9 protein-coding genes, 1 tRNA gene, 2 rRNA genes and 2 pseudogenes are annotated in these 12368 nt (G+C 53.8%); 12 read left to right on the top strand and 2 right to left on the bottom strand.

Annotation, left to right across the window (positions count from 1 at the left end; all coding sequences use genetic code 11):
* The 4 genes from COA65_07685 to COA65_07670 all read left to right on the top strand — a co-directional run.
* Positions 1 to 400, top strand: a 23S ribosomal RNA gene (locus COA65_07685); the annotation flags it as partial.
* Positions 401 to 574: 174 nt separating this feature from the next.
* Positions 575 to 689, top strand: a 5S ribosomal RNA gene (gene rrf, locus COA65_07680).
* Between the two features lie 39 nt (positions 690 to 728).
* Positions 729 to 805, top strand: a tRNA-Met gene (locus tag COA65_07675).
* Between the two features lie 229 nt (positions 806 to 1034).
* Positions 1035 to 2579, top strand: coding sequence for a cell filamentation protein Fic (locus COA65_07670; protein ID PCJ58697.1), 1545 nt, complete (start codon positions 1035 to 1037; stop codon positions 2577 to 2579).
* Between the two features lie 161 nt (positions 2580 to 2740).
* Here the strand turns inward: COA65_07670 and COA65_07665 are convergent, their stop codons facing one another.
* Complete coding sequence (locus tag COA65_07665; GenBank protein PCJ58696.1) at positions 2741 to 3256, bottom strand: hypothetical protein; 516 nt, start codon at positions 3254 to 3256, stop codon at positions 2741 to 2743.
* Positions 3257 to 3801: 545 nt separating this feature from the next.
* Between COA65_07665 and COA65_07660 the strand changes: the two genes are divergently transcribed.
* The 6 genes and pseudogenes from COA65_07660 to COA65_07635 all read left to right on the top strand — a co-directional run bounded on the left by COA65_07660 (position 3802) and on the right by COA65_07635 (position 7733).
* A complete protein-coding gene (locus COA65_07660) occupies positions 3802 to 3936 on the top strand; it encodes a hypothetical protein (protein ID PCJ58695.1) in 135 nt (44 codons plus the stop codon).
* Between the two features lie 163 nt (positions 3937 to 4099).
* Positions 4100 to 5062, top strand: a complete 963-nt coding sequence (locus COA65_07655) for a LysR family transcriptional regulator (GenBank protein ID PCJ58694.1) — start codon at positions 4100 to 4102, stop codon at positions 5060 to 5062.
* Between the two features lie 228 nt (positions 5063 to 5290).
* Positions 5291 to 5960: pseudogene (locus COA65_07650) on the top strand (glutathione S-transferase).
* 215 nt (positions 5961 to 6175) lie between these two features.
* Positions 6176 to 6865 (top strand): type 1 glutamine amidotransferase domain-containing protein, encoded by a 690-nt coding sequence (locus COA65_07645; GenBank protein PCJ58705.1) that lies wholly within the window; start codon positions 6176 to 6178, stop codon positions 6863 to 6865.
* A 131-nt stretch (positions 6866 to 6996) separates the two neighbouring features.
* Entirely contained in the window at positions 6997 to 7413 is a 417-nt protein-coding gene (locus COA65_07640; protein PCJ58693.1) for an aldehyde-activating protein, read from the top strand.
* Complete coding sequence (locus COA65_07635) at positions 7359 to 7733, top strand: antibiotic biosynthesis monooxygenase (GenBank protein ID PCJ58692.1); 375 nt, start codon at positions 7359 to 7361, stop codon at positions 7731 to 7733. The genes COA65_07640 and COA65_07635 overlap by 55 nt, the downstream gene beginning before the upstream one ends.
* A 21-nt stretch (positions 7734 to 7754) precedes the next feature.
* On the opposite strand, the gene COA65_07630 is transcribed toward COA65_07635, so the two are convergent.
* Entirely contained in the window at positions 7755 to 9038 is a 1284-nt protein-coding gene (locus COA65_07630; protein PCJ58691.1) for an MFS transporter, read from the bottom strand.
* A 112-nt stretch (positions 9039 to 9150) separates the two neighbouring features.
* Between COA65_07630 and COA65_07625 the strand changes: the two are divergent.
* A pseudogene (locus COA65_07625) lies at positions 9151 to 9335 on the top strand (hypothetical protein).
* A 33-nt stretch (positions 9336 to 9368) separates the two neighbouring features.
* Positions 9369 to 12179 carry an SAM-dependent methyltransferase gene (locus tag COA65_07620; protein PCJ58690.1) on the top strand — a complete coding sequence of 937 codons (2811 nt, stop codon included), beginning with the start codon at positions 9369 to 9371 and terminating at the stop codon, positions 12177 to 12179.
* Positions 12180 to 12368: the final 189 nt, after the last annotated feature.

Below are 12368 nucleotides of genomic sequence, written 5' to 3'. Positions count from 1 at the left end.
GGTTTGGCACCTCGATGTCGGCTCATCACATCCTGGGGCTGGAGCAGGTCCCAAGGGTTTGGCTGTTCGCCAATTAAAGTGGTACGTGAGCTGGGTTTAGAACGTCGTGAGACAGTTCGGTCCCTATCTGCCGTGGGTGTTTGGAGAATTGAGAGGAGCTGCCCCTAGTACGAGAGGACCGGGGTGGACGTACCACTGGTGTACCGGTTGTAGCGCCAGCTGCATCGCCGGGTAGCTAAGTGCGGACAGGATAACCGCTGAAAGCATCTAAGCGGGAAGCCCCCCTCAAAACGAGTTCTCCCTTAAGAGCCGTGGAAGACCACCACGTTGATAGGCCAGGTGTGGAAGCGCGGCAACGCGTGTAGCTAACTGGTACTAATCGCTCGTATGGCTTGATCATCGTGCCCTTCTGGGTGCGTTTCCATCATGCGTATGGATAAATCCGGTCAAGATTTTGTTACCCGAAATTTCAATTTTCGAAAGTTTCAATGTTCGATCATCTCTATCTTTGATAGGCTTTATTTCGAAGTTTGGAATTTCAGTTCTCGGAAAGAATTGTTTTGTGCTTCGATGACCTGGTGGTCATGGCGAGGGGCCTACACCCGATCCCATCTCGAACTCGGCCGTGAAAACCCTCAGCGCCGATGGTACTGCGTCTTAAGGCGTGGGAGAGTAGGTCGCCGCCAGGTCGTCGAAGCGCAAAACAATTTTCTTCACAATTTCCCTGCCGCGGGGTGGAGCAGCCCGGTAGCTCGTCAGGCTCATAACCTGAAGGTCGTAGGTTCAAATCCTACCCCCGCAACCAAGAATATCAACGACTTAGCAAGAAATTGCTGGGTCGTTTTTTATTGCGTGGAATCAGAATGGACGCGGGGGGATTACCCTTGAATTCGAAAGAAAAACGACAAGAGCATAGAAAACTGAAAGAAATACGACAGGAGCGAATGTTTTACGACAAAGCTTGAAGAGAACGGTTTACGACATTACGGTGAAAAATAGAAAGAAATACGACATTTTCGAAAGATTTACGACATATGCACTTTGTACCAGCAACGCCTTTGACTTTTCAGGACAAGCTTGTTCCCGATGAAACAAGACTTGTTGGGCTGTCTGCGCTCGTTTGCGCTCTTGAGGTGCAGGCTCCCGTTCGCACGATCTGCTGCGTATCTGAAAGGCATATCCGAGGTGGTTCCAAAATAGAGGGGAGTTGGAAGGTTTTTGATAAACGCTTCCTGCTGGGGGAAACCTTCGGGGATCATCTCACCTTTGCCCTCAAGCATGAAAATATGGATTTACTGATTCTCAAGAGGGTGTTTGATGTTATCGCGTCAGAGGATATGGCGGCGTTTGTCCTGTTCGCGCCTACTGGTGTGCCATCACGCCGCGCATGGTTTCTCTATGAAACATTGACGGGCAATCAACTGGATGTGCCCGATGCGCCGAATGTTGCCTTTGTCGATCTTCTAGACCCCAAGGCATACTTTACGGCAAAGGCCAAACCGTCAAAGCGGCACAAAGTGCGTGATAACCTGCTGGGGGATAAGCAATTTTGCCCCATCATTCGCCGGACACCAGTTCTGGAAGAGTTTCTGTCATTAGGGTTGGCCGACAAAGCTAACGATACGGTTGGAAAAACAGATGCACGCCTCATAGCCCGCGCCGCAAGCTTTATGCTTTTGGCGGATAGTCGCGCCAGTTTCGAGATTGAGGGAGAACGTCCGCCGAGGAACAGGCTGGAGCGTTGGGGCAAAGCCGTCCAGCAAGCGGGTAAGAATCCGCTCAACCAGACCGAAATATACCGACTGCATGGAATACTCATCGCAGATGATCGTTTTACGTCGATTGGCTATCGCACCGAAGGTGTGTTTTTAGGCGAGCGAGATCAGTCTGGCGATCCGAACCCTGAGTTTATCGGTGCGCGAGACGATGACATCCTTGACCTTATGAATGGTCTCAACGGGTGCAATAATCGAATGAGACCATCCGACCTTGATCCTGTCTTACAGGCGGCGGCTTTAGCCTTTGGGTTTGTCTATATCCACCCATTGCAGGATGGAAATGGCCGATTACATCGTTGCCTTATCCACCACGTTTTGGCGGAACGAAAGTTCACGCCAGCGGGCATGGTGTTCCCAGTTTCTTCTGTCATGCTTGACCGAATTGACGATTATAAGGCGACCCTCCAAGGGCATTCTGCGCCGTTGATGGAATTTATAGAGTGGCGACCAACGGCAGGTCGTAATGTGGAGGTGTTAAACGACACCGCCGATCTCTACCGCTATTTTGATTGCACCGCCGAGGCGGAGTTTATTTACGCTTGTGTGCGACATACGGTTGAGTGCGATCTGCCGCGCGAAATCGACTGCCTGCGTCGATACGATAAGGCGTTGCGACAGATTATGAATGTGGTTGAGCTGTCCGATCGTCTAGCCGGAGATTTCATCATGTTCACCCGCCAGCATGACGGCGTGTTGCCGAATAGGCGGCGACAAAAAGAATTTGAGGCAATGACAGATGATGAAGTCATGGCCTTGGAAAAAATTGTTCAAGACGCGTTCGCGGGATTTTGCGACAATTAAAACTCAGTCACAGACGAATTATGTTGTGCATGTTGATGATGATGCCAGTGGTTATTGCCATAGAAACTTTCTGGCAAGTGGTGCGAAAGTGGTATGAGGGGTTTTTGAAAACTTCGGAAAGGCTGGTGCTCGTGGGCGAGATTGAACCGTCGGCCTCCTCATTAAATATCCGCGTCGCGAAAAGGCAGAACTTTCGCCATAGCCCTTTGGCCATGCTTTCTTTTGGTGGCCCCCTTCACCCGGGCCCAGATCGGAAAATGGAGGGATGAGCCTCGGGCACGCTTGATCTTGGCTTCGCTGTTGGCCAAGGCCTTGGCGATGGTGTTGGCTCTCCTTACTGGAACGAAAAAAACGTCATCTTTCCCGCTCGGGTCCAGCCGTACGAACGCCACTACGTCGGCTTTTGGGCCGTCCTTGGTGTTGAAGTAAATCCCGTCCTCCCGATAAGTCCCCGCCATGGAGATATGCGACGGGTCCCGTCCCGTTTTCACCTGAACGGTCACGCGGCGGTCGTCCTTCATAGCGATGAGGTCGAAGTTGGGCATGTTCTGGACACCTGAATTTGCGTTTATCACCAGCCAGCCCTTCCGCGACAGGCGGTAGGTGACGAAGGATTCTCCAGCGGCCTTGCTGAGTTGCTTGGCCAAGCTTGTTGACTGGTTTAGGCCCTTGGACATGGTTTGGTATTTAGACACGACTAACCCTCCGTGAAGCGGCGTAATTTCCCAACTGATAGACGGGTAAAGACTATAATTAATGCGATTTGGAGCCCAATATCCCACGTAATCCCGCTTGATCCCACCATATCCCGCATTCGTCACACCTCTATATCCATGATGGTTAGATATCGGTGGTTGCGAGCCCCCGCAACCACCGATAACTGACATTTAAGACCAGAGAGACGAAACCCGTCTTTCTGGTCTTTTTCATATGCGCTTTCCAACACAACAAGTCCCGCGACATCGCCGTAAAGCCGGGCGCAAACGCCATCCGATAGAAGGTCGGGGCTGACCTCTACCCGGTCAATCAGGGTTTGCAATGTTTCAATTGCCGCAGCCTGGATTGGCTCATCTTAGATCGTTGAGGCAAGTTCCCGAACTTTAGGCCGGTATAAACCCATCAGGTTTTTGTCCGGGATCGGGGCAGGCAACGTTGGCGGCAGTGAAAGCGTCAACTCCCTTTTCTCACGCTCCAGGCCAACCGCCAGGGGATCGGAAAATGGATGGCCTTCTACAACCATCAGCGGCCTCACAGCGCCCATGGCGGAGAGACGCCAGTCAGTGTATACCGAGAAAGGCTGTTGGCTTCCGGCCCGGGCGTAAGCCCGGACCTCCACCCGATAGCCCTGGTAGGGTAACGAGCGGAACATGAAACCCGATCGGCAGGCCCGGAGAATAGCTTAAATTACCCGAGAACCTGTCCAACGAATGGGGAGTAGCTCACCCAACTGTTTTTCCGTTCGTGACCCACTGCAGACGTATCAACTCCTGCTATGATTATGACCACCAACGAACTAGGAGTTGTCCTGCTTCATCGCATTTTCCAGGAACGGCTCGTGTCATCAAGAACGTAATTGTGACAGTATTTTATGGCATTATTGCCGAGGAGGGGTAGTGAAAAGCCTGATAGGCTTGATTGAATTCATTGCCGTTGTTGACCATGGGGGGTTCTCCGCCGCCGCGGATGCCTTGGGCGTGTCTACCTCTTATGTGAGCCGAAGGGTGGCCTCGCTGGAGGCTCATCTAGGGATTCGATTGCTTCACCGCACGACCCGCCGCGTTAACTTGACCGAAATCGGGGGTCAATATTACGAAAAAGCTGTTGATATCATTGGCCAATTCGATGATTTGGAAATTGAAATGGCCAACCAACAGAAACTCGTGGTCGGAGAGGTCAAGGTCTCCGCCGGGGGCATCTTCGGGGAGGAGGAGGTTGCCGTGGCGCTTGCCGATTTCGCGTTGGAATATCCCCAGATTAAAATAGACCTCAACATTTCCAACCGATTGGTCGATTTGAGCGCGGAAGGCTACGACCTTGCGGTCCGCCATCGCTCCCCCGGCGACCTTGATCTGATTTCCCGGAAACTGACCTCCATGCGCATGGTTGTATGTTCATCTTCAAAATACTTTGATCGGTACGGTAAGCCCGAGACACCCGAAGACTTGCGTGCGCATAATTGCTTTCAAGGCAAAGGGCTTCCCTGGATGTTTCAGAATGAAGCCGGTGAGTATGAGGTCAAGGTCAAGGGGCGTTGGTCCAGCAATTCCGGGCCGGCCTTAGTAAACGCAGCATTGCGCGGCCTTGGGGTCGTCCGCCTAGCTGATATGTATGTGCGCAATGCGATCGATGCCGGACGGCTGGAAGTTGTGCTGGAGGACTACGAAATTCCTCCTACAATTACCTACCTTGTCTACCCGGACAGGGAGTACATGCCGTACCGGTTGCGCGTTCTCTTCGACTTTCTTGTCGAGCGTTTCAAGTAGGATTTGCGCCGGTTTAATCTTGAGCGATCGGCATATCGGCGGATGGATTGAAGGGTGAGAAAAACGGGTCGCCTTTCATATCCGATTGTTGCCGTCAGGCAACACAGCATGAACCGAATGGATGTGTTTCTTCCGGAGGATATATGGAAAGGTTTCCTGCTGGCTGATGATGGATCAGAGAAATGGTGCAGGAATCCGTATTTTATCAGGACGAAAAGATAGCGAAAATTGATTGACCTTTATACGGTGAGAACCCCCAACGGGTATAAAGCTTCCGTCACATTGGAGGAACTTGGGCTTCCCTTATATTGTGCACGCCCTGGAACTCTCCGCGCTTGATCAAAAACAGGATTGGTTCCTAAAAATCAATCCGAACGGGCGCATTCCTGCGATTGTCGATCGCGACGAAGACGATTTTGCGGTCTTTGAAAGCGGGGCGATCATGGTCTACCTCGCGGAGAAAACCGGAAAATTGCTGCCAACCGATTTTAAAGGCCGGTCCAATGTCATCCAGTGGCTTATGTTCCAAATGGGCGGGATCGGGCCGATGATGGGCCAGGCCAATGTCTTCTATCGCTATTTTTTCGAAACATACCAGCCGGCTATCGATCGTTATCAAAATGAGAGCCGCAGGCTGTTTGAAGCGCTGAATACGCGCCTTGGCGAAAGCGAGTGGTTGGCAGGCGATTATTCTATTGCCGATATCGCCAATTGGTGTTGGGTCCGCGGCCACGACTGGTCCGGCGTATCTGTCGATGGTCTTCCGCATTTGCAGCGCTGGATGGGTATTATAAGGGCACGTCCCGCGTGCCAACGTGGAGTCGATGTTCCGCCCGAAAAGGTCAGTCTTTCCGACGAAAAGTGCATTGAGGAAATTGCAAAGTTTGTCGAAATGTAACGGCTGAATTTCGAATTTTTGCGCACAAGGGGCTGAATTTTAAGCGGGTTTACTGACACTTCACCGAAAAGGCCAGGATTGCGAAGGTCATTGTTGTTCAATGGGCATTGTTGCTCTCTGGCAACACTCTTTTGAGTAATGAGCTCTAAATCATTTTTTATCTTAGGACTACGTTTCTCCTAATGGAATTAACCCGCTACGAGGAGTTCCCTAACATGCCTGCGAAAGTTCTCATTGTTCTAACTTCCCATGATCGCCTGGGGGATACTGGAAACAAAACCGGCTACTGGAAGGAAGAATTTGCGACGCCATACTACGCCTTGATTGATGCTGGCGTTGACGTCACCCTTGCCACCCCCAAGGGCGGAGAAGCGCCGCTAGACCCCAACAGTGAAGCCCCGGACTTCGCGACCAATGCCACCGTGCGCCTGGATAAAGACCAGAAAACTCAGGAGTCCTTGAAGAACACGGTACGGCTGGACGAAGTCAATCAAAGCGATTTTGATGCCGTGTTTTATCCTGGTGGGCACGGCCCGTTGTGGGATCTTGCCGACGATCAAAACTCCATCAAATTGATCGAATCATTCCATGAGGCCGGGAAGCCCATCGCCACCGTTTGCCACGCTTCCGCCGCTTTGATAAAGGCCAGAGGCAAAGATGGCGAGCCCCTTGTTCGTGATAAATCCATTACCGGATTTACCAATTCGGAAGAGGCGGCTGTCGGCCTGACCGAAGTTGTTCCTTTTCTCCTTGAAGACGAGTTGCAGCGAGTCGGTGGAAAGTTTCAGAAGGATGGGGATTTCATTCCCCACGTCGTTCAAGACGGTCTGCTGATTACGGGACAGAACCCAGCGTCCTCCGGTCCTGTTGCCGAGGCCCTGTTGAAGGTCCTCAACGCCGCCTGATTGCGGTCCTGCAATTGCCTTGAGGGAATATGCGGGCAGTTTTTCTGGTTTGAACTGCCCGAAATTTTAAAAATAAGCTCATCACATTAGAGCTATTTCAAATAGATCACCGATAAATGGAGGGATAAATCATGGGAGATCTTTGTCTGATGGGCGGCTGCAAGTGCGGCGCCATTCGTTACGAATATACGGGTGATCCGGCCTTAACTTTGACGTGTCATTGCCGGGACTGTCAGCAGTTCAGCGGGGCGGCGCACGCTTCCGTGATTGGCGTGTCGGAAACCGTCTTTAAGACCACAGGAACTCCCAAGTACTACCACTACAAGTCCGATGGTGGCAGTGACATGGCACGAGGGTTTTGCCCGGAATGCGGTTCGCCATTGTTTACCATAAGTTCGGGCTTTCCAGGTGTGGTGATTTTCCGCGCCGCCAGCCTTGATGACCCGAAGAACTTCAAGGCGCAAATGACAATCTATACAGACAGTGCCTTTCCATGGGACGATGTGCACACGGAGATTGCCAATTATCCGGGGATGCCGCCAGCCTGAAATTGGAAATGATAGGAGGATACGTGATGGCTGTTGTTGTGTTGCTCCATATTCAATTCGATGAAAGCAAAGCCGATGAATACAAAGCGGCGCTTCAATCCATGTTGCCTGAGACGCGCAAGCACAAGGGGGCTTTGAAAATTCATATGCTGGTCGATAAAGATCAGCCGGCTGACGTTGTTGTTTATGAAGAATGGGAAACCCGCGCCGACCATGAAGCCTACATTGCCTGGCGGACGGAACGTGGCGACATGGAGAAGCTGGGCAGCATGCTGCGCGCTGCCCCATCCATTAAATATTACGACGTCGTCGATACGTAAGAATTTTGTAGCGGCTTCGCATCAGGGATCACGCACTTTTAGCAACAGCAAAAGGCCGACCAGGAAAAAAGGCAGGATTGTCGCCATGCCGGCGCGGTGGCTTTCCGTGAGGATCACGACGAGGCTGAACAGGGCCGGCCCGACAAAGGCCGTGGCCTTGCCGGTGAGCGAATAAAGACCGAACATTTGCGACTGCATGCCTTCGGGCGCTAGCCGAGCCATGAGCGAGCGGCTGGCCGATTGCACCGGGCCGAAGAACGTCCCCAGCAGAAGACCCAGGCCCCAGAACACATCCTTCGATTGGACAAAAAGAATAGCGGTGGCGGTTAGCGTCAGTGCGACCAAGGCAATGGCGATGACACGCCGCGCTCCGATCCAGTCGTCGAGCCAGGCAAAGGCCGTAGCCCCGATACCCGCCGTCACGTTCAGTGCGATCCCGAAGGTCAGCACTTCGACCATGTTCATCTGGAAGACGACGGCGGCATAAATGCCACCGAACAGGAACAGGGTGTTGATGCCGTCGGTGTAAATCATGTGGGCAAGCAGGTACCAGGCGATCGAAGGGTAACGCCGTACCATGCGCAACGTGCCCAGGACTTCGGTCCAGCCTTCGCGCAATATTTTGCGAAAGGGCAGGCCGGTTCTGGGCTGGTCCGGGGTGAAGAAGAAGATGGGCAGCGCAAAAAGCCCAAGCCAAATCGCGGCGAGGGGCGCGACGGCCCGGATGTGTTCGGCGGTTTCCTTGTCGAGGCCGAAAGGCGGCGTTTCTGGCTGAACGAGCCCGACAAGCGCGATGGCAAGGCAGCTGAGCCCGCCCGCATAGCCGACGCCCCAGCCCCAGCCGGAAACGCGCCCAAGCAGGCGGCGCGGCACGAAGGATGGCAGCATGGAATTGTAGAAAACAATGGCCAGTTCGAAGCCGAGATTGACGACGACAAGCAGGCCAAGGGCTAAAAAGATATCATCGGCCATTGGGCGCACGAACCACAGACCGGCGGTTGTAAGGCAGGCGAGGGCGCTGAAGAAGCCAAGCCATGGCTTGCGCCGCCCGCCCTTGTCGGCAAAGGCACCGAGGAACGGGCTGAGCACGGCGATCAGAAGCGCCGAAAGGGTAAGCGTCTGTCCCCAAAGGGCCGTTCCCGTTACCGGGTCGGCGGCGACGGCCTGGGTGAAATAGGGGGCGAAGACGAAGGTCAGGATGATTGTTGGAACGGCAGAGTTAGCCCAATCGTAAAGGCACCAGGCTGCAACCGGTCGCCGCAGATCACCGGTCGGGATCGTGTCGCGTTCTTTCCCGTTCGTCATGGGTTGTTTTTACCACGCCTCACCCAAAAATCGCAGCAAGGACCTTGCAATGCGCCTGCGATGTGGATTTGATCGATTATCATTAGGAGGGCCAGGACATGGCAATCAAGAGATGGCAATGAAGAACCCGCCCCATCCGGGCCTGTCTGTCCGCCACGATTGTTTGGAGCCTTTAGGGCTCAGCGTGACGGCGGCAGTGCGGACATCTGGTTCCGCCTTCAGGCAGCCTACGACCTTGCCCAGGCGATGAAGAAGGCGGACCGGATTAAAGTTGAGTGGCTTTCGCCGGCGGCGTAACGGTCATTAACGGAAACACAAGGGAACCAATTTATGCGCCTGTCATGGAACGAAATCCGCGCCCGTGCCGCAGCCTTCGCAAAGGACTGGGCGGGGGAAGGCTACGAGAAAGGGCAGACGCAACTCTTTTACCGGGATTTCTTCGAAGTTTTCGGAGTCCCGGTGCGCCGTGTTGCGACATTTGAGGAACCGGTCAAAAACCTTGGCGATAAACGTGGTTTCATCGACCTCTTCTGGAAAGGCGTGGTTCTGGTGGAACAGAAGAGCCTTGGTCGCGATCTGAAGAAAGCCAAGACCCAGGCATTTAATTACTTTCCGGGCCTCAAAGATGCGGACCTGCCTCGGTACATCTTGCTGAGCGATTTTCAAACCTTTGAGCTTTACGATCTCGAAGAGGGAGATGAGATTTCCATATCCCTCGCCGACCTGCCCAAGCATGTCGAGAAGTTCGGGTTCATTCTCGGGGTTCAGAAGCGTTCCTTCAAAGACCAGGACCCGGTCAACATCAAGGCATCCGAACTTGTGGGCAAACTCCACGATGCTCTTGATGCTGCGGGCTACACTGGCCACGATCTCGAACAGTTCCTCGTCAGGACCGTCTTCTGCCTCTTTGCTGACGATACCGGCATTTTTGAACCGCGCGATAGCTTCCTTGATCTTCTTGAGAACCGGACCCGCGAGGATGGCTCTGACCTTGGCGGTTGGCTCGCCCAGTTGTTTCAAACACTGAACACGCCGGAGGATAGCCGGCCAAAGAACCTCGATTCCGACCTGGACAGGTTTCCCTACGTGAACGGCGACCTTTTCCGTGAACCGCTTTTGATTCCGTCGTTCGATGCGGAGATGCGCAAACGGCTTATTGATACCTGTCGGTTCGATTGGTCCGGTATCTCGCCCGCAATCTTCGGCTCGCTCTTCCAGTCGGTGATGGACAAGGCCGAACGGCGGGCGGCGGGCGCGCACTACACCACCGAGAAAAACATCCTGAAGGTGATTGAACCACTGTTTCTTGATGGTCTTCGAGCCGAATTCAAGCGCCTGAAATCCCGCAGGGATAGCCGCCGTCGCCCCGACCTGCTGAAGTTCCAGGAAACGCTCGGACATTTGCGCTTCTTCGATCCGGCCTGCGGCTGTGGCAACTTCCTGATCATCACCTATCGCGAATTGCGCGCCTTGGAAATCGAGGTGATGAAGGAAATCTATACCGGACGCCAGTTGGACGTGTTGGCCGAGACCCTGTCGGTGATCGACGTTGATCAGTTCTTCGGCATTGAAATCGGTGAATTTCCCGCCCGTATCGCGGAAACGGCGCTGTGGATGATGGACCACATCATGAACAACAGGCTCAGCCTGGAGTTCGGGAAAACCTATGTGCGCATACCCCTGAAGAAGTCGCCGCATATCGTTCACGGCGACGCGCTGGAAACCGACTGGACAGCGTTGTTGCCGCCGGAAGAATGTTCCTACATTTTCGGCAATCCACCTTTCGTTGGCGCAAAGTATCAAAGCGAGGAACAGCGTGCCCAAGTGCGCCGCATCGCCGCCTTAGGCAAGAGCGGGGGCACGCTGGACTATGTAACCGCCTGGTTCCTCACGGCGGGTAAATATGTGCGAAAGGGATCTGCCCGTATCGGTTTTGTGGCGACCAACTCCATCATCCAGGGCGAGCAGGTTGCGCAGCTTTGGCCGATCTTATTCGATCGCTGTAAGCTGGAAATTGCCTTCGCGCATCGAACCTTCGCGTGGGGCTCAGACGCGCGCGGCAAGGCGCATGTGCATGTGGTCATCATCGGGCTCGCCAAAGCCACGAACGTTCCGCCGGAAAAACGCCTTTTTTCCTATGACGACATCAATGGCGACCCTCATGAGAGCATTCATGCGGCGTTGTCGCCCTATCTGTTTGATGTGAGCGGTTTGGCGAACCCGCATGTCGTTGTGAAAGAAGCCGCGCGACCGATTAATGGCTTTCCAAAGTTGATCATCGGTTCTAAGCCCATTGACGGGGGATATTTCATATTTTCAGAAGAAGAGAAAAATGTACTCCTCATGGAGGAGCCCGGTGCCGCACCATTCTTCCGCCCCTACGTCGGCAGCAAGGAATTTCTCAATGGAGGCGACCGCTGGATTCTTGCTCTTCACAACGCTGCGCCTGAAACATTAAAGAAACTTCCAAGAGTTAGAGAGAGAATTGCAGCTGTTCGGGCCTTCCGTTTAGCAAGCAAGAGCAAGCCGACCCAGGCCCTTGCGATGACACCAACTTTGTATCACGTGAACGTGGTTCCGATTTCACCATTTCTGGCCATTCCAGAGGTGAGTTCTGAGCGTCGCGAATATGTGCCCATTGGCTGGCTGGAGCCGCCAACCATCCCCAGCAACAAGCTACGTCTTCTCCCCAACGCCGGCTTGCCGACCTTCGCCATTCTGACATCGGCCATGCATATGTCGTGGGTAAAATTTATTGGCGGACGACTAGAGAGCCGGTATCAGTACGGTATCGGCGTGATTTACAACACCTTCCCGCTGCCGCCGGTAAGCCAGACCAGGCTCGACAAGCTGGAGCCGTTGGCCCAAGCCATCCTCGACGCTCGCGCCGCCCATCCCGGCGCAACGCTTGCCGATCTTTATGATCCTGACTTGATGCCCGCCAATCTGCGCAAGGCACACCAGGCTCTCGACCGCACTGTGGATCGGCTCTACCGTCGTTCCGGCTTCGCCTCAGACCAGGCGCGTGTCGAACACCTGCTCGGCCTTTATGAGAAGATGGTTGCACCGCTGGAGGCTGCCGCCAAGCCGAAGCGAGCCCGACGTAGGACGCGAACCGCTGGTCCATCTGGGAAAAGGTGATCCGATGGACGTCCGAGAGCATCTGGAGCGGATTGTTCATCCCAACATGGCGGAACTGCGTGAAGGTTATGGAGATGTCCGTCTGGCGTTTAATGCTATTGCGGCCTTGGATGCTTTTGCCGGGCATTTGTATCACTGGTGTTGCACCAATGCGTCACATGAGATTTCAGGGATTCAGGATGATGGCGC

The sequence above is a fragment of the Rhodospirillaceae bacterium genome (assembly GCA_002746255.1).
GTDB lineage: Bacteria > Pseudomonadota > Alphaproteobacteria.
This window is presented reverse-complemented; position numbering and strand designations above follow the sequence as displayed.